This is a genomic window from Rhodospirillaceae bacterium (assembly GCA_016712715.1).
GTDB lineage: Bacteria > Pseudomonadota > Alphaproteobacteria > Dongiales > Dongiaceae > Dongia.
The window spans coordinates 624,414-649,312 of record JADJQM010000002.1; the positions used below are offsets into that span (position 1 = coordinate 624,414).

General features: G+C 64.6%; 20 protein-coding genes. 14 read left to right on the top strand and 6 right to left on the bottom strand.

Features of this window, described 5'->3' with window-relative positions; translation table 11 throughout:
• Nucleotide 1: 1 nt before the first annotated feature.
• Nucleotides 2-877, bottom strand: a complete 876-nt coding sequence (locus IPK59_13675; protein ID MBK8159759.1) for an alpha/beta hydrolase — start codon at nt 875-877, stop codon at nt 2-4.
• A 94-nt stretch (nt 878-971) separates the two neighbouring features.
• On the opposite strand from IPK59_13675, the gene IPK59_13680 reads away from it, so the two are divergent.
• Nucleotides 972-2,105, top strand: a complete 1,134-nt coding sequence (locus IPK59_13680; GenBank protein MBK8159760.1) for a glycosyltransferase — start codon at nt 972-974, stop codon at nt 2,103-2,105.
• A gap of 12 nt (nt 2,106-2,117) precedes the next feature.
• On the opposite strand, the gene IPK59_13685 is transcribed toward IPK59_13680, so the two are convergent.
• Nucleotides 2,118-2,786 (bottom strand): glutathione S-transferase family protein, encoded by a 669-nt coding sequence (locus IPK59_13685; protein MBK8159761.1) that lies wholly within the window; start codon nt 2,784-2,786, stop codon nt 2,118-2,120.
• Nucleotides 2,787-2,890: 104 nt separating this feature from the next.
• Here IPK59_13685 and IPK59_13690 point away from each other — a divergent pair, with 104 nt between their 5' ends.
• The 10 genes from IPK59_13690 to IPK59_13735 all read left to right on the top strand — a co-directional run bounded on the left by IPK59_13690 (nt 2,891) and on the right by IPK59_13735 (nt 18,616).
• The gene (locus IPK59_13690; protein ID MBK8159762.1) at nt 2,891-3,874 is read left to right on the top strand and encodes an NADPH:quinone reductase; all 984 of its coding nucleotides are present in this window, start codon (nt 2,891-2,893) and stop codon (nt 3,872-3,874) included.
• A gap of 56 nt (nt 3,875-3,930) precedes the next feature.
• Entirely contained in the window at nt 3,931-4,866 is a 936-nt protein-coding gene (locus tag IPK59_13695) for a polyphosphate kinase 2 family protein (protein ID MBK8159763.1), read from the top strand.
• Nucleotides 4,867-5,002: 136 nt separating this feature from the next.
• Nucleotides 5,003-6,229: a pentapeptide repeat-containing protein gene (locus IPK59_13700; GenBank protein MBK8159764.1), complete on the top strand. Its 1,227-nt coding sequence runs from the start codon at nt 5,003-5,005 to the stop codon at nt 6,227-6,229.
• 109 nt (nt 6,230-6,338) lie between these two features.
• The gene (locus tag IPK59_13705; GenBank protein MBK8159765.1) at nt 6,339-8,138 is read left to right on the top strand and encodes an adenylate/guanylate cyclase domain-containing protein; all 1,800 of its coding nucleotides are present in this window, start codon (nt 6,339-6,341) and stop codon (nt 8,136-8,138) included.
• Between the two features lie 100 nt (nt 8,139-8,238).
• The gene (locus IPK59_13710; GenBank protein ID MBK8159766.1) at nt 8,239-8,733 is read left to right on the top strand and encodes a hypothetical protein; all 495 of its coding nucleotides are present in this window, start codon (nt 8,239-8,241) and stop codon (nt 8,731-8,733) included.
• Between the two features lie 62 nt (nt 8,734-8,795).
• Nucleotides 8,796-9,848, top strand: a complete 1,053-nt coding sequence (locus IPK59_13715) for a PQQ-dependent sugar dehydrogenase (protein ID MBK8159767.1) — start codon at nt 8,796-8,798, stop codon at nt 9,846-9,848.
• Between the two features lie 112 nt (nt 9,849-9,960).
• Entirely contained in the window at nt 9,961-12,114 is a 2,154-nt protein-coding gene (scpA, locus tag IPK59_13720; protein MBK8159768.1) for a methylmalonyl-CoA mutase, read from the top strand.
• 96 nt (nt 12,115-12,210) lie between these two features.
• On the top strand, nt 12,211-12,588 hold the full coding sequence (locus IPK59_13725) for a hypothetical protein (GenBank protein MBK8159769.1): 378 nt from the start codon (nt 12,211-12,213) through the stop codon (nt 12,586-12,588).
• 233 nt (nt 12,589-12,821) lie between these two features.
• Nucleotides 12,822-16,952, top strand: a complete 4,131-nt coding sequence (locus IPK59_13730) for a hypothetical protein (protein MBK8159770.1) — start codon at nt 12,822-12,824, stop codon at nt 16,950-16,952.
• Entirely contained in the window at nt 16,883-18,616 is a 1,734-nt protein-coding gene (locus tag IPK59_13735; GenBank protein ID MBK8159771.1) for a hypothetical protein, read from the top strand. The genes IPK59_13730 and IPK59_13735 overlap by 70 nt, the downstream gene beginning before the upstream one ends.
• Nucleotides 18,617-18,625: 9 nt before the next feature.
• Here the strand turns inward: IPK59_13735 and IPK59_13740 are convergent, their stop codons facing one another.
• Nucleotides 18,626-19,096 (bottom strand): PAS domain-containing protein, encoded by a 471-nt coding sequence (locus tag IPK59_13740; protein MBK8159772.1) that lies wholly within the window; start codon nt 19,094-19,096, stop codon nt 18,626-18,628.
• A 220-nt stretch (nt 19,097-19,316) separates the two neighbouring features.
• Here IPK59_13740 and IPK59_13745 point away from each other — a divergent pair, with 220 nt between their 5' ends.
• Together IPK59_13745 and tdh are read left to right on the top strand one after the other, a co-directional pair.
• Entirely contained in the window at nt 19,317-20,516 is a 1,200-nt protein-coding gene (locus IPK59_13745; protein MBK8159773.1) for a glycine C-acetyltransferase, read from the top strand.
• 12 nt (nt 20,517-20,528) lie between these two features.
• Nucleotides 20,529-21,554 carry an L-threonine 3-dehydrogenase gene (gene tdh, locus IPK59_13750; protein ID MBK8159774.1) on the top strand — a complete coding sequence of 342 codons (1,026 nt, stop codon included), beginning with the start codon at nt 20,529-20,531 and terminating at the stop codon, nt 21,552-21,554.
• 66 nt (nt 21,555-21,620) lie between these two features.
• Here the strand turns inward: tdh and IPK59_13755 are convergent, their stop codons facing one another.
• The 3 genes from IPK59_13755 to IPK59_13765 all read right to left on the bottom strand — a co-directional run bounded on the left by IPK59_13755 (nt 21,621) and on the right by IPK59_13765 (nt 23,658).
• Nucleotides 21,621-21,980 (bottom strand): hypothetical protein, encoded by a 360-nt coding sequence (locus tag IPK59_13755; GenBank protein MBK8159775.1) that lies wholly within the window; start codon nt 21,978-21,980, stop codon nt 21,621-21,623.
• Nucleotides 21,981-22,061: 81 nt separating this feature from the next.
• Nucleotides 22,062-22,205 carry a hypothetical protein gene (locus tag IPK59_13760; protein ID MBK8159776.1) on the bottom strand — a complete coding sequence of 48 codons (144 nt, stop codon included), beginning with the start codon at nt 22,203-22,205 and terminating at the stop codon, nt 22,062-22,064.
• Between the two features lie 67 nt (nt 22,206-22,272).
• Nucleotides 22,273-23,658 carry a methyltransferase domain-containing protein gene (locus tag IPK59_13765; protein ID MBK8159777.1) on the bottom strand — a complete coding sequence of 462 codons (1,386 nt, stop codon included), beginning with the start codon at nt 23,656-23,658 and terminating at the stop codon, nt 22,273-22,275.
• Between the two features lie 591 nt (nt 23,659-24,249).
• Here IPK59_13765 and IPK59_13770 point away from each other — a divergent pair.
• Nucleotides 24,250-24,897, top strand: a complete 648-nt coding sequence (locus IPK59_13770; protein ID MBK8159778.1) for a calcium-binding protein — start codon at nt 24,250-24,252, stop codon at nt 24,895-24,897.
• Nucleotides 24,898-24,899 lie beyond the last annotated feature (2 nt).

Below are 24,899 nucleotides of genomic sequence, written 5' to 3' on the forward strand. Positions count from 1 at the left end.
TTCAGGACAATTCGTCCACGGTCATGATCAGCCGGTCGAGATCCTGCTGGCGCGACAGGCGGTGATCGCCATCCTTGACCAGCGTCACCACCACATCGCTGGCGACGAGATGATCCGCAAGACGCAGCGAAATGCTGAACGGGACATCGATATCGGCCTGGCCGTGGATCAGCCGCACCGGCCGGTCGATACCGATCGCCCCGCGCAACAGACGATGTTCGCGACCATCTTCGATGAGTGCCCGCGTGATCACGTAAGGTTGATCGCTATAGGCGCTGGGTTCTTCGATCCGGCCTGCTTCCATCAGGCGGGCGCGCATCCCGGCATCCATCGTCTCCCACATCAGCTCTTCGGTAAAATCAGGCGCCGCGGCAAGACCGATCAGGGCGTGAATACGGGCCGGGCGCGCAAGTGCTGCAAGCAGCATCAGCCAGCCACCCATGGATGAACCGATCAGAATCTGCGGACCTTGTGTCAGCCGGTCGATCACGGTGAGCGCGTCGTCGCGCCAGGCGCTGATCGTGCCGTCGGCAAATTCGCCGGAGGATTGGCCGTGACCGCGGTAATCGAATCGCACAAAGGCGCGACCTGTTGCGGCGCAATAGGCATCGAGCGCCATCGCCTTGGTGCCGTTCATGTCAGACGCAAACCCGCCGAGGAAGACGATTCCCGGCTGCTGGCGATGGGGGTGTGTTCCCTTCTCGTTGAGGTCGTTAGCGGCATGATTGCGCCGATGATACGCGATGTAGCGGTCGCCGGAGAGCGGCAGTCGCTCGGCCTGCGCCGTCGGTCGCGCTTGCAATCCGGGCTCCGGGCCTGATAATGGTTGCCCGAATAACAGGTTCCTGGCGACCTTTGGGTTGTTGTTGGACTGCATTGGCGAAGCTCTCCCCGGATAAGAGATGTCAATCGACACCGTTTCCGCGCCTCCTCTTTACACTACCCCAGCCTTGGATCGAAAGGCGCCAACCGTGTTGCAGTTGGTGCCGCATTTCGATACGGGCGGCGGATCACGCTTGGCGCTGGAATATGCGGGCGCGGTGACGGCGGCTGGCGGCCAGGCATTCATCGCCTATGAGACGGCCATGGTGTCGACACATGAATTGCCACGCTTTGGCGTGAAGCCGGTCGAGATGAAGCTGGCCAGCCGCAATCCGGTGACCGGGTTCAACGTCGCACGGCGCGTCGCCAAGTTTGCCGTCGAGACCAAGATCGACATCATCCACGCCCAGAGCGCCAGCCTTGCCGTCATCGGTCATGCGGCGGCGAAGAAGGCCGGCTGCCGTCTGGTCACGACCTTCCATGACGGCCCCGCCGGCGTCGGCGCGTTGAGCAAGCGCAGCCTCAACGCCTTTGCCGAATCGGATCTGGTGATCACGCTGTCGAACGCCACGGCGCAGGAAATTGCCAAGGCCATTCCCAGCCTCGGCCATCGCCTCAGCGTCATCCCCTATGGCATCGACCTCACCCGTTTCGACCCAGCCCAAGTAACGGCCCCCCGCGTGGTGCAATTGGCCAACCAATGGCGCGTGCCGGACGACCTGCCGGTGATCATGCTGCCCGCCGCCTTCGACCGGGCCAAGGGCCACTCGCTGTTGCTGGAAGCCCTGGCACTCATCCGCGATCTCGATCTGCGTTGCATCCTGGTGGGGGCTGAACCCGATGGCGGCGCCTACCGCGCACAGCTGGAAAAGGAGATCGTCTACCATCAGTTGCAGGACCGGGTCCTGATGGCCGACGAGGTCAAGGACATGGCGGCCGCCCTGATGCTGGCCGATCTGATCGTCGCCCCCTATCTGGAGCCGGCGACCTATAACCGCGTGATCATCGAGGCGCAGGCCCTGGGAAGGCCCGTGGTGGCGAGCGACTTCCCCAACGCCCGGGAAGTGCTGGAAGGCAGCTCCATGGCCTGGGTGACCCCGGCAGGCGATGCCATGGCGCTGGGCTGGGCCATCCGTGACGCCCTGTCCCTGCCGCTCGATGAGCGCGAGGCCAGGACGCCGCAGGTCATCGACCATGTCCGCCAGCGCGCCGACCGGCAGGTCATGACCGACAACATGCTGTCGCTCTACGACCACCTGGTCAATGCGCACCAGGCGGCCTGAGGCACTTCAAAATCAGAAATCCAGATCGGCGTAATGGGGGGGCGGCTGCGTGCCCGGCCAGGTATCGGCCAGGATCGGGCGGAAGCTGGGGCGGGATTTGACCCGCGCATACCATTCCGCGGCTTCCCGGTACTGGTCCCAGGCGACGTCACCCAGATAATCGATGGCCGAAATCTGCGCCGCGGCGGCGATGTCGGCCAGGCTGAAATCATCGCCGGCCAGCCAGTTGCGCCGGTCCGAGAGCCAGGAGATATAGTCGAGATGGATGCGGATATTGCTTTTCCCGGCACGGATGGCACCGGAATCCGGACCGCCCAGGCCAAGGAGCCGCTTCAGCATCTTTTCGTGAAACAGGTTCTGCGTCACTTCCCGCTCGAACTTGCCGTCGAACCAGGCGACCAGACGCCGCGTTTCCGCGCGCGCCAGCGCCGTGCGGCCCAGCAGCGGGTTTTCGGCATAGGCATCTTCAAGATATTCGCCGATGGCATAGGCACCGGCGATGATGGCGCCACCCTCTTCCACCAGCACGGGCGTTTCGCCGGCCGGGTTTAACTGCAGCAGGCCTTCGCGCCGCTCCCAGGGTTTCTCTGGCACGGGGTCGAAATCGAGCTTCTTCTCGCGCAGCTGAATGCGCACGCGCCGCGATTGCGGCTGAAGCGAAAAGTGATGGAGCGACCGCATCTTGTCTCCGAATCGGCGGCGGAGACTATCACTGGCCGCCAGCCTCGGCTAGGCTTCGCGACAGCGATATTTCGGTGATTCCCGGCGCGGTGGAGACGAGACAAATGCGGGCGGCTTTCTATGAAAAACTGGGGCCGGCCCGCGCGGTGCTGCAGGTGGCCGAGATGCCGGATCCGCTGCCTCAGGCAGGCGAGGTGCGCGTGCGCGTCCATGCCTCCGGCGTCAACCCCTCGGACGTCAAGATGCGGACCGGGACCGGCAGCGCCGCCAGCGATTTTCCGCGCATCATCCCCCACAGTGACGGGGCCGGCATCATCGACATGGTCGGATCCGGCGTGCCGCCTTCCCGCGTCGGCGAGCGTGTCTGGATGTGGAACGCGCGCTGGAACCGGCCCTTCGGAACGGCGGCGGAATATGTGACCCTGCCCGCGATCCAGGCTGTGCCCTTGCCGGACGGCTCTGACTTCGCCGCCGGCGCCTGTCTTGGCATTCCCGCACTCACGGCCTGGCAGGCGGTCGAAACCGATGGCGGCGTCCTGGCCGGCGATTGGGTCCTGGTCAATGGCGGCGCCGGCGCCGTCGGCCATTACGCGGTGCAGATGGCCAAGGCCAAAGGTGCCCGCGTTATCGCGACGGTGAGTTCGCCGGCGAAGGCCGCCCATGCGCAGGAGGCCGGTGCCGAGTTCGTCATCGATCGCAAGCAGGAAGAAGTTCCCGCCACGATCCGGAAACTCACCCAGGGCAAGGGTGTCGCCCGCGCGATCGAGGTGGATTTTTCCGGCAACATCTCATGGCTCCCATCCGTGATGGCCGATTACGGTCTCATCGCCATTTACGGCTCAAGCCAGCGCGAAGCGATGGTCGGCTTCGGCCCCTCCATCCTCGGCAATATCGGCTATCGCTTTTTCATCGTCTACAACCAGCCGGCGGCACTGCGCGCCCGCGCGATCGCAGCGCTTACCGACATGCTGCGCGGCAACCAGCTTCGGCACAGTATCGCCGCGAGCTATGTCCTGAAGGATATTGCCGTGGCGCATGAGGCCGTCGAGAGCGGTACCGTAATGGGCAACGTCGTGGTGACGCCATGAAGGAATCTAAGAGGAACGGGAACGGCAAGAACGGCGGGGGCAAGTCGACCGCTGGCATGAATGCCAAGGAGATGATCGCGCCCTATCGTGTCGAGACCGGCAAGGGTTTCCGGCTCAAGAACTACGCCGCCGCCAACGCGATCGGCAATGCGATCGACAAGGACAAGGGCGAGGACCTGCTGAAGGAGTGCAGCAAGAAGCTCAACAGCCTGCAGGAACGACTGCACGCCGAAGGCCGCTGGTCGCTGCTCCTCATCCTCCAGGGCATGGATGCCGCGGGCAAGGACGGCGCCATCAAGAATGTCATGTCGGGCGTCGATCCCCAGGGCGTCGACGTCACCTCGTTCAAGGCGCCGGCCGGTGTCGAGCTTGAACATGATTTCCTGTGGCGCTGCAGCCTTGCCATGCCGCGGCGCGGTCGTATCGGCATCTTCAACCGCTCCTATTACGAAGAGGTCGTGGCGGTGCGCGTCTACCAGCACTTCCTGGACGGGCAGCGCCTGCCGGCAAAGATCGTCAGCAAGAGGATCTGGGACGAGCGGCTCGGCGATATCTCGAACTATGAAGATTACCTCGCCCGGAACGGCATCGTCGTACGCAAGATCTTCCTCAACATCTCGCCGGAGGAGCAGAAGAAGCGGCTGCTGGCGCGCATCGAGGATCCGGACAAGATGTGGAAGTTTTCACCGGACGACCTTCGCGACCGCCAGCGCTGGCCGGATTTCATGGCGGCCTATGAGGCAGCCATCGCCGCCACCGCAAGCAAACAGGCGCCCTGGTTTGTCGTGCCGGCGGATGACAAGCCCTTTGCCCGCCTGGTCGTGGCCGGCATTGCCATGGACGCCCTGGAGGAGATGAACCTCGCCTTCCCCACGGTCGACGCGCAAAAGGCGCGCGACGCCCGGAAGGCCGCCGCTCTGCTGGCGGGCGAGACGTTGCCAGGGAGGAATTCTCCAGGAAAGGATTCCTCGGGCAAGAACAGGAAGGCGTGATATTTGTGTGCGCCGCGTTAATATTACTTACACCAGATATTCGAGATACGGTGCCAATTAACTACCATCACTGGATTCTTTAATATTTCTATGGTTAAACTCTCGTCTAGTTGGGGGACGATAGAGAACGATCGCCATGGATATGGACATCTTGCGCGCGACGCTGGTCGCGCACCGTCGATGGCTTCGCCAGGAGCGCGGCGGTAAGCGCGGCGACCTGTCGCTCGTGGTCCTGGAGAATTTCGGCCTGCCGGGCGTGGTCCTGACGCGCGCCAAATTGACCGGCGTGCAGATCCTCAATTCCGACCTCAATGATTCGAAGCTCGACGAAGTCGACTTCTTTGCCGCCAACCTTGCCGGCAGCACCTTGCTGCGTGCCGATTGCCGCGGGTCGGATTTTCGCGGCGCGCATCTGCAGGGAACCGATTTCAGCGAGGCCCTGCTGACCGGCGCCGATTTCCGTGATGGCTCGCTGCTGGTCAATGTCGATGGCAATACCGGCCCGGCGCAACGCAACAACGTGATCACGGCGCAAAACGGCACGGGCATGACGCGCGCCAATCTGGAAGGCGCGAAGCTCCATGCCTCGGTGGTGCGCAAGGCCGATCTCTCCGGCGCCATTTTGCGCAATGCCGATCTCAGCCAGGCCGATTTTTCCGGCTCGTCGCTGAAGGACGCCGATCTGCGCGGCGCCAATATGGCCGGCTGCAACCTCACCGGTGCCATGCTCAACCGGGCCGCCATCGAAGGCGCCAAGCTTGACGGTGCCATCCTCAAGGATGCCAACATCTTCGGCGTCGAGATCGAGAAAGCGAGCTACACAAAACTTGATCTGACCGAGGCGATTGCCGTCGATGATTCCGCCGAAGCCGCGGTGCGTATCGCCGATCTGGTGATGGCCCATGAACTATGGGTGGAAAGCTCCGGCGCCAGCGGCGCACGCGGCGATTTCTCCGGCATGGATCTGTCCGGCGTCGACTTCACCGGTCGCAATCTCAGCGCCGCGATCTTCGTTCATGCGCGCCTGCGCTCGACCAGGTTCAACAAGGCGATCCTCGACCTCACCGATTTCACCATGGCCGATCTCACCGGCGCCAACCTTGCGCATGCCGATCTGCGCGGCGCCAATCTCAGCGACGCCATCCTGCGCCGCGCCAATTTCACCGGCGCCGATCTCAAGATGCAGACCGCGCATCTCCCCAATGGCACGACGCGCGAATTTCCGGTGAGCCTGCGCGGCTGCCGCTTCGGCGAGACGAATTTCAGCGGTGTCGCCTGCGACCGCTTGAAGGCCGCCGGCACCGCCCCCGCCGGCATTATCGCCGAGCCGGAATTCCGCGCCCTGTTCACGGCATCTGCCTGACACACAAACGCCTGACCCACAAACTCCTGGCACACAAACTCCTGGCCAGCCGTCGCCGTGATCCGGCAGGATGACCCACACGTAAAGCTGGGGTCCCGGATGGAGCAGCATGAGCGATCTTCAAAGCAGGTCTTGGACTTGGCGCTTCAAGAATCCACCGGCGGCGATCTGGCCGCTCCTCGCCGATACCGCCCGCTTCAACGAAGCGGCCAATCTGCCACGCCACAAGATCACGGAGATTCCGGGGCCGGATGGGGCCGTCGCCTATTACGGCGCGGTGAAGATGGGGCCGTTCGACATCAAATGGCAGGAACGGCCGGTCAATTGGGTCAGTGAGCAGTTCTTCGAACATATCCGCGATTTTTCGAGCGGCCCGCTGGCCCAGCTTGGTGCGCATCTTGAAATCAAGGCCGATGCCGAGTCGGGCGGCGCCACCGGCACCTACACGCTGAGTGCGGCACCGCGCAACTGGATCGGCCGGTTGCTGCTGGGAACGAAGTTCTTCAACGCCTCGGGCGAGACATTCGGGCGCCTGGTGGCGGAAGCCGATCGCTATGCCGCCGGCGAGACGCCGACCATCTTCACCTATGCGGCCCCCGGGGTCAGCCCCGAAACCCGGACCAAGCTCGACCGCATGGTGGCGGAGATCGAAGCGACACCCAATGGCCATGACCTCGCGCGTCGGCTCGCCGATCATGTGCTGACGGCGCAGGAGGTCGATCTCTGGCATGTTCGGCCACTCGGGCTTGCGCGTGCATGGGCCGTGCCGGAACGCCATGCCATCGAGCTTTGCCTGCAGGCCGTGAAGGCCGGCCTTCTCGAACTGCGCTGGGACATTCTGTGCCCGCGCTGCCGGGTCGCGAAGGCCTGGGCCGGCGGTCTCGATCGCCTGCCCACGGGCGCCCATTGCAGCTCGTGCAACATCGATTACGACCGTGATTTCTCGAAGAATGTCGAGGCGAGCTTTCGCCCGGCAGCGGCTATCCGTGCGCTGGAATCCGGCGAATATTGCATGTGGGGACCGATGTCGGTGCCCCATGTGCGGGCGCAGATCCATCTGGCGCCGGCCGAGATCCGTGACCTGCCGGGTCACCTCGCCCGGGGTCCCTATCGCCTGCGCACCCTGGAACCGGGACCGGAATGCGACATCGTGCATGACGGCGCGGCCTTCCCGGCCGTGATCATCGGCAGGGATGACGTCAGTGCCGGCCAACCGGCGCCGGCCGGCAGGCTGCGCTTCGAGAATCACAGCGACCGCCCGCGCATCGCCATCATCGAAAGCCGGCATTGGGTGGCCGATTGCCTGACCGCCGACCGCCTCACCGCGCTGCAGGCCTTCCGCGACCTCTTTTCCGAAGACGTGCTGCGACCCGGCGACGAAGTCTCGGTCGGCCGCGTCACCCTGCTCTTCTCCGACCTCAAGGCCTCGACGGCGCTTTACCAGCAGATCGGCGATGCCGCCGCCTATCACCTGGTGCGCGATCACTTCGCCTTCATGGCCGACATCATCCGCCACCATGACGGGGCGGTGGTGAAGACCATCGGCGATGCGGTCATGGCTGCCTTCGCGAAGCCCGAGGACGGCTTGCGCGCCGCCCTCGCGATCCAGCGCGACCTCGCAGCGCGGGGCGACGCCGAGAGCAACCGGGCGATCATCGTCAAGCTCGGCCTCCACCAGGGCCCCAGCATCGCCGTGACCCTCAACGACCGGCTGGATTATTTCGGCTCGACCGTCAACATGGCGGCCCGCCTCCAGGGGCAAAGTGTGGGCGGCGATATCGTCCTGTCGCAGGAGATGATCGACGATCCCACCGTCGCACCCGCCTTGGGCGGGTTGCAGCCACTGCCCTACCGCGCGGCGCTCAAGGGATTTGCCGAGCCGCTGACCTTCTACCGGATCACACCCTAAGGGAATTTTTAACCATACTTAGGCTGAATATCGGCGCTATCTGCTTGACGTCGCACCTCTTTTTGGCCCAAGAGGGGTCATGAGCGCCACCAACTCACCCATGGCCACGAGCGAGGCCGAGCAGCGTTTTCGCGAACTGAGCGCGCGCGCCGTTGGCTCCAACGTCAATGAGCGGTCGCTGCTGGCGACCGACTATCTCAACCACATCAATGAAATCGTGATGCTGCTCGAGATCGTGCCGGACGCGCCGGAATGCCTGGATGATTGCAAGGCCTGGGAACCGCTGGAGTATACCGAGCATTTCCGCAATTCCGGCATCGCCGACCGCGAGCTTGCGATCGAGGCCTATCCCTTTTCGCCGCCGCAATACAAAGAGCCTTTCGACCAGCTGGTGCGCGAGATGAACCGCCTCATCGCCATCTCCATCAAGCGGCTGGATGTGATCCTCGCCGAGGGCAATGAAGATCAGACCCGCCATGTGGCGGCGCGCGCCTCGCAGAACCTGCAGGACCTCATCGGCCAGGCCTCGGCCATCATCCATGGCGACGATCATGTCATCGACCAGGCCCAGATCGACGCGTTGATGCAGCTCTGAAGGCTTGATGCCGGCGCTATTCGTCCCACATCCTGGGTTCAGGCTGTAGAGGGATCGAAGTCATGCGTCGCATTCTGCTGGTCATCGCGTCACTGCTGCTGGCAACGCAGCCGGTGCGCGCGGAAGCGCCCTTTACCGTCACGACCCTCACCGATGGTCTCGAACATCCCTGGACGATCGCCGTGACACCCGACGACAAGGTGCTGGTGACCGAAAGGCCGGGCCGCCTGCGCCACATCGATCCCGCGAGCGGCAAGGCCCGCAAGATCGGCGGCCTGCCGGACATCCGTGTTCAAAGCGAATCCGGCCTGATGGGCATGGCGCTCGACCCGGCCTTTGCCGAGAACGGCCATCTCTATCTCTGCTATTCGACCGGCGGTGTGTTGAGTGCCGGCAACCGCCTGTCGCGCTTCACCCTCAAGGGCAATGCGCTGCAGGACGAGCTGGTGCTGATCGACGATCTGCCGGGTGCCCGCTGGCACAATGGCTGTCGCGTCGCCATGTCCCCGGACGGATTCCTCTATGCCAGCATGGGCGATGCGACCGAGGCCGCCGACGCCCAGGACCCGACGACCTTTCACGGCAAGATCTTTCGCCTGAAACGCGATGGCACCATCCCCACCGACAACCCGTTTCCCGGCTCCCCCGTCTGGAGCATCGGTCACCGCAACCCGCAGGGCCTCGCCTTCCGCCCCACGGACGGTGCGCTGTGGTCGACCGAGCATGGGCCGGACAGCCAGGACGAATTGAACCGCATCGTGAAGGGCGGCAATTACGGCTGGCCCAAATGCCGCGGCATCGATCCCTGCAACGGGATCGCCAATTACCAGCCGGCCATTGCCGAATTTGAGCGCAGCTCCACCATCGCCATCTCGGACCTCATCTTCTATCGCGGCGCGGCCTTCCCGGACTGGCAGGGCGACATCCTGTTCGTGGCGCTCAAAACCGGCCGCCTCTATCACCTCGAGCTCGACGGCGACAAGGTCGTGAAGTCGGAGATCCTGATCGACGACCAATTCGGCCGCCTGCGCGATATCGCCGAAGCCCCCGATGGCAGCCTCTATCTTGCCACCGACAATGGGGACGATCAGATCCTGCACCTCGTGCCGCGCTAGGTCTTATCCCTTCGCATCGTCTGGACTCTGTTGCCCGACCTCTGCTAGCTTGAGCAAAATGCTGCACTGCGAAATAGCCGGCAGCGAGAAGATTGGGTGAGGAGGAACGCGCGTGGCCGATTTTCCGAAGAAGTCGCTGGCCGACTGGCAGAAGCTGGCGGCTGCGGAGCTGAAAGGCGCCGATCCCGCGACCCTCAACCGCGAGACGCCGGAAGGCATCACCCTCAAGGCCCTCTATACCGAGGCCGACCTCGCGGGGCTGGAGAGCGTCGGCACCTTGCCGGGCTTTGCGCCCTATACCCGCGGTCCCCGCGCCACCATGTATGCGAACCGCCCCTGGACCATCCGGCAATATGCGGGCTTTTCCACCGCCGAGGATTCCAACGCCTTCTACCGCGAGAATCTGCGTCGCGGGCAGATGGGGCTTTCGGTCGCCTTCGATCTCGCCACCCATCGCGGTTATGACAGCGACCATCCTCGCGTCATGGGCGATGTGGGGAAGGCCGGTGTCGCCATCGATTCCGTCGAGGACATGAAGATCCTGTTCGACGGCATCCCACTCGACAAAATGTCGGTCAGCATGACCATGAACGGCGCGGTGCTCCCGGTGCTCGCGGCCTTCATCGTCGCCGGCGAGGAACAGGGTGTGCCGGCGGCGAAATTGTCGGGCACGATCCAGAACGACATCCTCAAGGAGTTCATGGTCCGCAACACCTATATCTATCCGCCGACGCCCTCGATGCGCATCGTCGCCGACATCATCGAATACACGGCGCAGAACATGCCGAAATTCAATTCGATCTCGATCAGCGGCTATCACATGCAGGAAGCCGGCGCCAATGCGGTGCAGGAGCTGGCCTTCACGCTCGCTGACGGTCTTGAATATGTGCGCGCCGCCTTGTCGAAGGGTCTGAAGGTCGACGAGTTCGCGCCGCGCCTTTCTTTCTTCTTCGCCATCGGCATGAACTTCTTCATGGAGATCGCGAAGCTCCGCGCAGCGCGCTATCTGTGGGCGAAGATGATGGTGCAGTTCGACCCGAAGGACCCGCAATCCTCGGCGCTGCGCACGCATTGTCAAACCTCGGGCGTCTCGCTGCAGGAGCAGGATCCCTATAACAATGTGATCCGCACCACCATCGAGGCGATGGCCGCGGTGCTGGGCGGCACCCAGTCGCTGCATACCAATGCGCTGGATGAAGCGATTGCCTTGCCGACACCCTTCTCCGCCAACATCGCGCGCAACACGCAGCTGGTGATCCAGGAGGAAAGCGGCATTCCCGCGGTCATCGATCCCATGGCCGGCAGCTATTACGTCGAGAGCCTGACGGCGAGCCTTGTGGCTCATGCCGAAAAACTTATCGCGGAAGTGGAAGCATTGGGCGGCATGACCAAGGCTGTGGAAAGCGGCATGCCGAAGCTGCGTATCGAGGAAGCCGCCGCCAAGCGCCAGGCGCGTGTCGATCGCGGTGAAGACGTCATCGTCGGCGTCAACAAATACCAGTCGAACGAGACCACCCATGTCGACGTGCTCGACATCGACAACAGCAAAGTGCGCCTGTCGCAGATCGAGCGCCTCAACAAGATGAAGGCTGCCCGCGATCCGGCGAAGGTCAAGGCCGCGCTCGATGCGCTGACACAGGCGGCCCGGAATAGCAGCGGCAATCTGCTGGCGCTTGCCGTTGATGCGATGCGCGCCCGCGCCTCGGTGGGTGAAGTCTCCAGCGCGCTCGAACTGGTGTATACGCGCCACAAGGCCGAGATCCGCTCGATCGCCGGCGTCTACGGCGCCGCCTATCGCGACGATCCGGACTTCGCCGCGATCCAGCGCAGCATCCAGGATTTTGCGACCGCCGAAGGCCGCCGCCCGCGCATGCTGGTGGTGAAACTGGGCCAGGACGGCCATGACCGCGGCGCGAAGATCATCGCCACCGCCTTTGCCGATCTCGGTTTCGACGTCGATGTGGGGCCGCTGTTCCAATTGCCCGAGGAGGCCGCGCGCCAGGCGATCGAGAACGACGTCCATGTCATCGGCGTCTCCAGCCAGGCGGCCGGACACAAGACCCTGGTGCCGCAGTTGATCCAGGCCTTGAAGGACCAGGGCGCCGACGACATCCGCGTCATCTGCGGTGGCGTCATCCCGGCACAGGATTATCCGATGCTGCGCGACGCGGGCGTCGCCGCCATCTTCGGCCCCGGCACCAACATCCCGAAAGCCGCGGCCGAGATCCTGGGACTGCTGCCGAAGCACGGCAGCAAGGCCGCCTGATATCGTCACCTGAACGTGATCGCCGGGTTCGGCACCGGGATCCGTAGAATCTCATGTCGGCGCCGCGTTCGGCGTCATTCATGAGAAGGGACGATCATGTCAGTCACCACGCGTTTGCAGGTTCTGGGCGCCGTTCTGGCCGTCTTGGCCATTGCCGGCGCGGCAACGCCGGCGGCCGCCAAGGAGCGCTACAAACCGGTGCCGGCGCCGTTCGGCTGGCAGCAGGTCGACCGCGACGGCAATGGCGATGTCACCAAGAAGGAATGGAAATGGGCCGAGAAGCACGGCTATGACCGGCTTGACCGCGACGACAACCACCGCGTCTCGCGCAAGGAATACCAGGCCCGCCTCAACCACTACCTCGCCTTCCGCAATCAGCAACAGGCGCGCTACCAGCGCTGGGACGAGGCGGACCGGTTCGACGATGACGGCAGCCAGGCCTGGCCCGGCGTCTGGCAGGGTGGCCGCCGCTGAGGGCTGACATCCGCCACGCTGAGGGTATCGCAGCCCCACCCCGACCGGGTGGGGCTGTTGCTTTTTACGGCCTTGTCACGCGCCGGGAATTGCACGTGTCGGAACAATGGCTTAGAGTCATCCTTTCATTTACCGCCTGAGCTATGGGTAGGGGCTGCAGGGCCAGCGCGGCCTAGATGCAGCATGTGCCCGTCGAATCAGGCGGCGAGTCAGGGTGCTTCAAGGGGTTTGTCATGGGTAAAGGGGATCAGGAAACCGGCACGGCGCGCGGCCTGCTCAAGGCGGCTGCGGGCGGCGATCCGAACACCCGGCACCACAAGCATGCCGTCATCCTGGGGGCGGCCCTTACCCTGGCCTGGTTCCTGGTCTATGGCTGGCATGTGGCCGATGCCGTTGGCCTCGACAACCTCCAGGATCTGCTCCCCTCGGAACTGGCCCAGATCATCATCGCCTTGTTCGCCCCGGCGGTCTTCGTCTGGGTGGTGATCGGCTATGTGATGCGCGGGCGCGATCTCGAACGCCAGACAGCACTCCTTGCTCAGCAGCTCAACATGCTGACCTACCCCAATCCGCAGGCGGAGCAACGCGTCAGCACGGTGGCCGATGCGATCCGCCGCCAGACGATTGAACTCAAGGCCGCGACCGAGGATGCGGCGGCAGCCTTGTCGCAGATCGAGAACCGCTTCCAGCATCAGCGCGGCGATCTCGACCACGCCGCCGAAGCCGCCCGTGCCGAAACCCGCGCGGTTGAGGCACAGCTTGCCAGCCAGCGGCAGTTGCTGGCCGAGATGCAGGCGACCCTCGCTGAGCAGAAGGGTGCCCTCACGCGGGCCGGCGAACAGGAAAGCGAGGCCCTGCAGCAGATCGCCGTCGATTCCGCCGACCGGATCGTCGCGGTGTTCGAGGAACGGCGCCGCGACATCAGCGCCATTCTCGACCGTGTGCTCGATCATGGCTCGTCCGTGCGTGACGCCGTGGAGCGACAGGCGGAGATCCTGGCCGACAGCGCCGAGAAGGCGACGCTCGGTCTGCGCAACGAGCTGACCGGCATCGGCCGCCGGTTGGACGAAGCGGGCGAAGCGGCGCGGCGCGAAGGCAAGGCCTTGGCCGATGCGGGCGATCAGCAACTGGCCAGCATCAGCGAAATCCTTGGCCGCACCACCAAGGAGTTCAATCACCAGTTGGAACGCCTGGCGCACGAGACCGGCGAAGCCATCGAGGCCGGCAAGCGCAACAGCGCCGAGGCCGAAAACGCCTTGCGCAAGGTGGTCGTGGAAATCACCGCCCAGGCCGGCCGCCATGCCAATGAAGTGGCACAAGGTTTGGCGCTGCAATTGCAGGGGATCAACGCGGCCAAGGTCCAGGCGCTCGATGCCGGCGAGGAATTGCAGGCAGCCCTCACCGCCCAGGCGGCGCGCCTTGCCGAACGCACCACCGACGCGTTTGCCCTGATGCGCGGCGAGATCGCGACCGAGATCAACGCCCTGCACCAGGCGGAAGAGAAAGCCACTGAGCGCTATCGCCAGCTCGACCAGCACATGGCGGGGCATCTCGCCGCGCTGGATCGCAGCTTCGAAAGCGCCAACGAGACATTGGGCGCGCGCTCGGAAGCCGAGCAGGCGGGCATCATGGCCGCCACCGCCGCCACCGAGACGCGCATCAGCGCCGTGTTGGCCGCCATCGAACGCCAGAGCCGGGAAATGCACGACCAGGCCGAGGCCAGCGCCGAGCGTTTCGCCAACACCTTGCGCCGTCACCACGAGCTGGTCTCCGCCACGGCCACCGCGACAGTCGGCGAAGTCATGCGCAAGACGGCCGAGATCCAGCGCCAGATGCGTGAAGAAGGCGATCTCTCGGTCGCCGCCGCCAAGACCCTGGCCGAGGATTTCGTGACCTCGCTCAACCGCATCGGCGACATCGTCGCGGAAAGCTCGACCCGTGCGCGCAGTGACAATGCGGCGCTGGAGGAAACCACGCGCAGCCAGGCGGAGCGACTGACCAGTGCCGCCCTCACCGCCGCCGACCAGTTCCGCCAGTCGCTTGACCGCATGTCGGGCGACACCGCGACCATGATCCGCGCCCTCATGGACAAGATCAGCGAGCAGAACCAGGCCGTGAAGACGGCGCTCCGCGCCGAGGCCAATGATTTCACCGACGCCACTGGCCGTGTCGGCGAGCAGATCGGCCAGCGTTTCTCGGAAATGCTGAAGGAGATCGAGGCGGTTGCCGGCACCACCGGCGAACAGACCGCGTCCCTGGTGACCAAGGTCGATTCCCAGGCCCAGCGCCTGGCGCTTGCCGCAGATGCCGCGGCCCAGCGCCTGCGTCAGCACATCGATGCGGAAACGGCGAAGATCGCCGAGCTCAGTGCCGCCAACGAGTTGCGCCAGACGACCATCGTCCAGGCCGTCGAAGCCGCCACCGGGCAGCTCGATACCGCTGCCGAAAGCCATGCTGAACGCTTTGCGACGCTGTTGAAGCGCCAGGAGGAACGCCTGGTGGTCCTGTCCGATGCCCAGGATGCCGCCAGCCGTCGCCTCGGCACCGCGATCGACGCCCAGGGTCATCTGCTCGAGCAGGCGGCCGACCGAGCCGCCGAGCGCCTCGCGCAACGCCTGCGCGAGAACGAAACCGCCGTGACGACGAGCGTCGCGGCCATCGTCGCCGAAACCAAGGCCCTGGATGCGACCATCGCTTCGCAGCGCGAGCGCCTGCTGGAAGCCGGTGCCGAGGCGAGCGGCAAGGTGCGCAGCGAACTCGACAACCATGCCGCCAGCCTCAACGAAATGGCCGCGGGCCTTGCCGCCAAGGTGGCTTTGCTCAGCAGTGCCGTCGATGCGGAAGGTCTCGCCCTCACCAACGCGCTGCAGGCGGCAGGCGACCAGGCCCTGGCCAAGCTGCGCGGCGAGATCGAGCGCCAGCAGGCCGCCATGAACATGCACGCCGACAATGTCGGTGACCGGATGCGGGCCAACGAGACCGCCATCACCGCCAATGTGAACGAGGTGCTGGAACGCGCCACGGCACTGGAAGCCGCCATGGCGGCACAGCGCGGGCGCCTCGCCGAGGCCGGCTCGGCCGCCAGCGATCTCATCCGCGCCGAATTGGCGACCCATGCCGAGAGCCTCAACGAAATGGCCGCGGGGCTTGCCGCCAAGGTCGCCCTGCTCAGCACCACGGTCGGCACTGAGAGCGGCAATCTTGCCGCTTCCCTGCAGGCCAATACCGACCGCGCGCTCGAGCGGCTGCGCGCCGAAATCGAGCGCCAGCAAGCAGCGATGAATGCCCATGCCGATGCCGTCGGCGAGCGCATGCGCGTGAACGAGGCGGCGATCACCGGCAATGTGACCGAAGTGCTGGAACGCGCCGAAGCCCTGGAAGGCGCCATGCTGGAACAGCGCACACGCCTGGCCGAGGCAGGTGCCGCCGCCAGCGATCTGGTGCGCGCCGAACTTGCCGCCCATGGCGACAGGCTCACCCAGATGTCGGCGGATCTTGGCGCCAAGGTGAAGGAATTGGGCGAGGCCGTCGCCGCCGAAAGCCTCGCCATGGCGGGTGCCGTGCAGAGCGCCGGTGACGGCGCCATCGCGCGCCTCAAAGGCGAAATCGAACGGCAGATCTCCGGCATGGAGGGCCTCACCGCCACCCTCATCACCCGCACCACGGCCTTGGACGGCACCATCCTCAGCCAGCGCGACCAGTTGGTGGAATCGGCCTCGGCCGCCGCCGAAGGGTTCCGCGATATCCTCCGCCGCCAGGCCGATGAATTCGTGTCGGCGGCGGAAGCCGTCGCCAGCCGCTCGGCCGCCCTCGAAGGCGTCACCCACGCCCAGCGCGACGAGCTCATCGCCGCGTCCAAGAGTGCCGCCGAACATTTCGCGGGTGCCCTGCGGCTGCAGGCGCAGGAGATCGCCGCCGCCACCGCAGCGGCCGTGCAGCAGACCGAAGGCCTGGGCGCCGCGGCCCGCGTCCAGGCGGAAAATCTCGCCGCCATGATGGCGGACAGCACCAGGCGCTTCGAGGAAGTGACCGCCCAGCACGGCGAATCCCTGGCCAGCGCGGGCGAGCGCGCCGGCGACACCGTGCGGGCGCGCCTCGCCGATCAATATGCCGAGATCAACCAGCGTTTCAGCGATGTCATCGCTCAAAGCGACCGGCTCCATGCCAGTGCCGATGACCAGGCCGTGACCCTGGGCAAGGCCGCGGAACAGGCGGCCTGCTGGCGGAACAGGCCAAGCATGCCAATCTCGCCGGGCTCGAGATCAACGAGCGGGCGCTTGAAGCCGGCCGCGTCATGCAGCGCCAGGCGAGCGATCTGGCCGACGCGCTGCAGGCGATCGTGCAGAAGAACGCCGCCAACTTGAAGGCCGCCACGGAGACGGCGGGGCTGCAGGCCATCGAACTGGGCCAGACGCTGATGCGCCAGAATGACGACCTCGCCGGTGCGCTCAGCCGCACCCAGGCAGCGACGACCGAGATCCGCAATGCGCTGCAGACGCAGATCGAGGAATTGTCGGCCGTGACGCAGAAGGTCGAGGTCGAGGCGCGCGTGATCGGCACGGTCTTCCGCACCGAGGCCGATACCCTGCGCGAAGCGGCGACCAAGGCCTCCGGCACAGCCGGCGAATTGCAGCAGCAGATGCGCGACGGCCTCACCGCCCTGGAGCAAGTCGCCAGTCGGGCGCTGGAGAAATCGGCCTTGCTGCATCAGGACGTCGCCCGTCAGGGCGAGTTGGTGAAAGCCGCCACCGAGGAAGGCGGCAAGCGCACGGCGGAGCTGGCCAGCCTCTATGAGGGCCATGCGCGGCAATTGTCGGAAGCCTCCGAAATGGCGCGCGAGAAACTGGAGCAGATGGGCCGGTCCCTGGCAGCCCAGGCCGAGATCCTCTCCACCATCACGGATCAGGCCGTGGGGCGCCAGCAGCAGCTCAACGTCACCCTGGGCCAGCGCGTCGAGCAGTTGTCGGCGGTCGGCAAGGAAGGCCAGCACCAGCTCTCGACGCTCAACATCTCCGCCCAGAATCTGGGCGAGTTCCTGCGCGCGACCACGGCGGAAAGCGCGCGCCAGGCCAAGGACACGATCCAGCTGTTCCGCGACGGCGCCGAGGCCTTGTCGCAGGTGACCAAGAAGGCGGCGCAGCAGGTGAGCGGCGTCAAGGCCGCGGTCGCCGAACAGATCACCGAGCTCTCCGACCTCTCGGTCAAGGTCCATGACATGGCGGAGCAGGTGCGCGCCCAATTGCGTGCCCAGGCCAAGGAATTCTCCGACGCCGCCCTGTCGGCAAAGGCCAGCGCCGAAGGTGCGCGCGGCGATGCGCAGCAGGCGAGCGAGATCCTCAATCGCCAGGTTGAATCGCTGGCCCAGGCGGCAGCGCGCATGAACCAGCATCTCGCTGGCCTTGGCACCGATATCGACAAGCGCATCGAATCGATGAGCCGGGCGGCCGAAAATGCCGCCGGGCGCGTGGGTGCCATCGGGCAGAGTTTCGAGCGGCAGGCCGAAGGCTTCGGCCGCGCGCTCGATTTGGCACAGGCCAAGGCCGCCGAACTGGGCGAGACCTTCCGCGGGCAAAGCCTGGAGCTGGCCAAGACCTCGCAGATCGCGCTGGAGCGCATCGACAGGCTGCGCGAGACCCAGAACAATTCGACCCGCGACAGCTTCCTGCGCGCAGCCTCGGTGATGATCGAGGAGTTGAACGGGCTGGCCCTCGATATCCACTCATTGCTCGACAACGAGATCCCGGAGGATATCTGGAAGCGCTACCGCGAGGGCGACCGCTCGATCTTTGCAAGGCGCCTGTTCCGCAACAAGGACTCTTACGTCATCCCGGCGATCGAGCAGCGCTACCAGCGCGACGAAAGGTTCCATGACATCGTCGACCGCTACATCAAGAAGTTCGAGGATCTGCTCACGCAATCGGCCAAGGCCGATCCGGAGGCGGTGCTCAACGCCGCGATCATCACCGCCGATGTCGGCAAGCTTTATCTGGTGATGGCGAAGAGCCTGGGTCGCAGCGCCGAGAACTGATCGCGAAGGCTATTTCTTGGTATCCACTTCGGCGAAGGTCATCACCATGTTGACCGTTTCGTCGTCATCGGAGAGCGGCAACAAGAGTTCCTCCTGGCTGCGCAGGAAACCGGATTTGCTGAGATAGTCGGACCAATCATAGAGCGGGGTCCGCTCCGTGATGACGATGTCGAAATTCTTCAGTGTCTCATCGACACTCATGCCGATGCAGCATTCCTCGACCGTACGGCCGGTCGGGTTGAAACCCCGGAAAGCCACGTCAAGTTCACCCACCAGCCGATAGACCATGCGCCGCGGGTTATGGCTGATATCGATCAGCTGCATGTTGGCAAGCCACGGCTTCATCTCGATGGGGTCGATATCCCGGCGCGAGGGCATCCGCCGCCCGGCACGCTTGCCGTCCCAGTATTCATAAACCGCCCGCGTGCTCGGCAAGCAACGGCCGAACATCAGCGTCATATCGGTGCTGCGTGGATACATGGTCTTTTCTATCGTTTCCCGATGGGCAGATCAATCTGACTAAAGTCGCGCATATGTCTGGGAGAAGGGGCCTGGGAGAAGGGGCCAGGCAGAAGGGGTCCGGCAATACGGGTTCGGTAGAATGCGTTTCGGGCCGGGGACTGCGTTCGCAAAAGTCATTTGCATCGCTCCCGCGATGCGGGATCATGCCGCCCTCGGGTCTGAGGGGAGAATAGGATCGATGGCCGTGGATTTTATCAGCCATATCAGCGGCATCCTGGATGGTATCCGGGCCGACGGCTTCTGGAAGGGCGAGCGCGTGATCGCGACGCCCCAGGGCGCCGACATCGCGCTTGAGGGCGGCCGCAAGGTGCTCAATTTCTGCGCCAACAATTATCTGGGCCTGGCGAATGACCAGCGCCTCATCCAGGCCGCCAAGCGGGCGCTCGACGATCATGGCTTCGGCATGGCGTCGGTGCGCTTCATCTGCGGGACCCAGGATCTGCACAAGGCGCTGGAGGCGGAGATTTCCCGCTTCCTCGGCACCGAGGACACGATCCTCTATTCCTCCTGCTTCGATGCCAATGGCGGCCTGTTCGAGACGGTGCTGGGGGAAGAAGACGCCGTCATCTCCGATGCCCTCAACCACGCCTCGATCATCGATGGCATCCGTCTGTGCAAAGCCAAGCGTTTCCGCTACGCCAATAACGACTTGGCCGATCTCGAAGCGAAGCTGAAGGAAGCGGATGCAGCGGGTGCCCGCTTCAAGCTCATCGCCACGGACGGCGTCTTCTCGATGGACGGCATCATCGCCGATCTGAAGGGCATTACCGACCTCGCCGCGCGCTACAACGCCCTGGTCATGGTCGATGACAGCCATGCGGTGGGTTTTGTGGGTGAGACCGGCCGGGGCTCCGGCGAACACAATGGCGTTCAGGGCAAGATCGACATTTTCACGGGCACCTTCGGCAAGGCCCTGGGCGGTGCCTCGGGCGGCTATATCGCGGGCCGGAAACCGGTCATCGATCTCCTGCGCCAGCGCTCGCGCCCCTATCTCTTCTCCAATTCCCTGATGCCGGCGATCGTCGCGGCAACCAGCGCCTGCCTGGCACTCATCGACAGCGAGGAGGGCGCCGAGCTGCGCGCGACGCTTGCCCGCAATGGCAGGCATTTCCGCGACGCCATGAGCCAGCTCGGCTTCCGCCTCGTGCCGGGCGAGCATCCGATCATCCCGGTCATGCTGGGCGATGCGAAACTCGCTTCCGCCATGGCCGAGGCGCTGCTCAGGCAAGGCATCTATGTCATCGGCTTTTCCTATCCCGTGGTGCCCAAGGGCCAGGCGCGCATCCGCACGCAGATGTCCGCCGCCCACAGTTCCGCCGATATCGACCAGGTCATTGCTGCCTTTGCCAAGGTCGGCAAAGAGCTCGGCGCAATTTAAGGAGTCTGCATCATGAAAGCGCTCGTCAAGGAAAAGGCCGGGCCCGGCCTCACCCTCACCGATGTGCCGAAGCCCGAGGTCGGGCATAACGATGTCCTCATCCGCATCAAGAAGACCGCCATCTGCGGCACCGACATCCATATCTGGAAATGGGACGAATGGGCGGCGAAGACCGTGCCGCTCGGCATGCATGTCGGCCATGAATATGTCGGCGAGATCGTCGCCATGGGCCAGGAAATGCGCGACTTCGAGATCGGCGACCGGGTGTCCGGCGAAGGTCACGTGACCTGCGGCTATTGTCGCAATTGCCGTGCCGGCAGGCGGCATCTGTGCCGCAACACCTTCGGCATCGGCGTCAACCGGCCGGGCGCCTTTGCCGAGTTCCTGGCGCTGCCGGCGGTCAATGCCTTCAAGATCCCCGACAACATCGCCGACGATCTCGCGGCGATCTTCGATCCTTATGGCAATGCGACCCACACGGCGCTGTCCTTCAACCTGGTCGGCGAGGATGTGCTGATCACCGGCGCGGGACCCATCGGCATCATGGCGGTGGCGATCGCCAAGCATGTCGGCGCCCGCCATGTGGTCATTACCGACGTCAATGATTACCGGCTGGACCTTGCCCACAAGATGGGCGCCACCCGCGCCGTCAATGTGACCAAGGAGAAGCTGACCGATGTGATGGCCGAGCTTGGCATGGTCGAGGGCTTCGATGTCGGCATGGAAATGTCCGGCGTGCCGTCGGCCTTTGCGGGCCTGCTCGATGTGATGAACCATGGCGGCAAGGTGGCGCTGCTCGGCATTCCGCCCAGCCAGACGGTGATCGACTGGAACAACGTCATCTTCAAGGGGCTGGAGATCAAGGGCATCTATGGCCGCGAGATGTTCGAGACCTGGTACAAGATGATCGCCATGCTGCAATCCGGCCTCAACCTCAACCCGATCCTCACCCACCAGTTTCCCTTGAGCGCCTATGCCGAGGGGTTCCAGACCATGCTGTCGGGTCAGTCGGGCAAGGTCATCCTGAACTGGCCGTAAAGAAAATCCCGCCCGGGAGGTCCTGGGCGGGAATGAGGTAATGGCTCGCTGGCAAACTAGGGGTCGTCAGAATTCTCTCAGGGTATCAATGCGCACCTTGCGCTTTGGTTCCATGGTATCGGCCTCGGGAATGTTGGCGGTCCCCATCTTGTTGGGCGATGAGGCCGTCTCCGCCGGATCCGCTGCGACGCCCAGCAGCTTGATGGCCTCGCGCACGGTGCGCAAACGTTCGGAGGTCTTGCCGGAATCAGGTCCGGCCATGTTCTCTTCCGCCGCCACCAGCAACAGGCCGAGATCGTAATCCCATTGCTGCAGCAGCTTCAGCTTCTGCGGGCGCGTCAGATCATCATCGGCCAGCAGATCCGCCGGGCTGCCATAGACCTTGGCAACGTCCTGCATGGCGGCATCAAATTGCTTGGTCTCCATCTTTCGTCCTCCGCGTCAAATGCACCCTGTGCACGTCCCAATCAACGGAGGGGCGTCACTTCGGTTCCACCAGCCCGGATATCAGCGGAAGAAGAACCAGATCAGGATGAGAACGGGGATGGGCACGCCCAGCAGCCACAACAATCCATAGCGCATGAAAATTCTCCGTCTTTCGAGGTCAAAATCGTCCGCTCGCCGCGGCTGCTTGCCGCGCCAATGGCACATCTCATGTCCGATAGCCGTGAATAAACTGGTGACGGGCGGAGTGGTTCCCGCAAAGAAGCGGGACGGATCAACCGGCCTTGATGATGCGCGCGGCGAAGAATCCATCGAGGCCGCCCTGGTCGGCGAGATGGCAGGGCAGCGAGCGGAAGTCACCGGCGGGCGAGATGAGCTCGAACAGGCCGCCCACTTCCTCGGTATGAATGCGGTCGCGCTTGAGGCCCGTCTGGCGCGCCAGCAAGGCTTCCACGCGATCGGGACCTTCTTCCGGCTGCAGCGAGCAGGTACAGAAGATGAGCGTGCCGCCGGGCCGCAGAAGGGAGACGGCCTTGTCGAGCAAACGGTCCTGGGTCGCCGTGAGCTTGTTGAGATCGCGCGGATCCTTGAGCCAGGCGACATCCGGATGACGGCGGATGGTGCCGGTGGCCGAGCAGGGCGCATCCAGCAGCACGGCGTCGAAATCGCGGCCGCGATCCCACAGCGCCGCATCGGCCGCTTCCAGTTCGGCATGGAGCCGCAGGCGGTCGAGATTTTCCTTCACCCGTGCGAGGCGCGGCCGTGACCGATCGAGCGCCGTCACCTGGGCACCCGCCGCCGCCAATTGCGCGGTCTTGCCGCCGGGGGCGGCACAGAGATCGATCACGCGCTGGCCAGCCACATTGCCAAGGAGGCGCGCTGGAATCTGCGCGGCGAGATCCTGCACCCACCAGGCACCCTCGGCATAACCCGGCAGGTCTTCGACCCGCTGGTGCAACCGCTCGCCACCTTCCGACGCCACCGGGCGGCGCAGGGTGCCGGGCAGCGACATGGTGCGGGCATGGAGCTGGCTCGCCCAGTAATCGGCCTCGGCCGGTCGCCTGCAGCAGAAATCGAGCGGCGGTTCGTAGAGATGGGCGGTCGCGATCTGCGTTGCCTTGGCGACGCCATAGGCCTTGACCCAGCTCTGCCACAGCCAGTCAGGGAGACTGACGGCGCCGGCCGGGGCGGAGGCGAGATAAGCCTGGGGATCGCGCGAGATGCGGCGCAGCACCGCGTTGATGAGGCCCTTGAAACCGGTCTCGCCGCGCTGGGCGGCGAGCGTCACCATGGTGTCGACGGCGGCATGGGGTGCGGTGGAGAGGAACATGATCTGGGCCGCCCCTAAGCGCAGGATGTTGCGCACGATGAGCGCGCGCGCCGGCAGGGGCTTTTCCAGGCATTGGCCCAGGGCATGGTCGATCTGCCCCATGTGACGCAAGGTGGTGGCGACCAGGGCGCGCACGAATTGCCGGTCGCGCGGCGCGAGCTCGTCGAGTTCGGCATGTTCGCCCAGCGCCTCGTCCAGAGGCTTCCGGAGCCGGAACCCGGCATCCATGAGGTCGAGCGCGATGGAACGGGCCGAGAGGATCGGCGATTCGCCGGCGGCGGCGCTTTCGGCGGCGTCTTTTGGGTCCGATTGGGGGTCTTTTTGCGACATGGCCGCCCTGATAGCGGATAAGGCGGCGCTTGTCTAATGGGCCGAGGCATGCGGAGGGCGTCGAATCTGGGGCGAATCCCCCGCGGTCCGGGTGGATTCGTGATGACCGTCACGCAAACCCGGCGAACATTCCAGGGCGCCGGGGTGACCAAGCTGTAACGGTTCCGGCGCTACCGCCCCTCAGCGCCGACCTTGCGGAGGATATCATGGCTCTGGTCACCAACACCGGCACGACCCCGATCGGTCAGTATCCGGAACCCTATTACCCCTATTATTTCCCGATCTACGGCACCAACGGCGCCGAGACCATCAATGGCACCAATGCCGCCGACACGATCTACGCCCTGGGCGGCCATGACACGGTCAATGCCGGCGGTGGCAATGACACCGTCGATGGTGGGTCGGGCAACGACTCCATCGACGGCGCGGCCGGCAATGATTTGCTGATCGGCGGGCATGGCGACGACAATATCTGGGGCGGCACCGGCAACGACACCATCTTCGGCGACAGCAATGTGCCGCCGAGCCCGGTCGCCGGACCCGCCAGCGGCAATGACAATCTCCATGGCGGCAGCGGCAACGACACGATCGATGGCGGCCTTGGCGACGACTATCTCTATGGCGATGGCGACAACGATCTGCTGTTCGGTGGCGCCGGCTATGACTGGCTCTATGGCGGCAGCGGCAATGACGATTCATGCCGGCACCGAGAATGATCGCCTGTTCGGCGATGCCGGTGACGACAAGCTGTTCGGTGATGAGGGCCAGGACCGGCTCTATGGCGGGCTTGGCAATGATTTCCTCGATGGCGGCGCCGGCAATGATCGCCTCTATGGCGAGGAGAACAACGACGAGCTCAGCGGTGGCGGCGGCAATGATGATCTTTACGGCGAAGCCGGCGACGACGCTCTCTCCGGCGGCGACGGCAATGACCGCCTGTTCGGCGAAGAAGGCTCGGACGTGATGAAGGGCGGCGCCGGCGACGATACCTTCTATGTCGATACGATGCTGGACGGCCACGACATCATCGCCGACCTCGATGTCTCGATGGAAGCTCTCGTGCTCGAAGGCCTGGCCGATGCCAACGCACCCGGCGTCACGGTCACCTCGACCGATGATGGCGACGTGCTGATCAAGTTTGCCAATGGCAGCTCGGTCGAGCTTGACGGCATCCAGAACCAGGGTTGGAGCAATCTCGACCAGCTCGACGATTTCGTGCAGATCAGCTACCAGCCGTAATC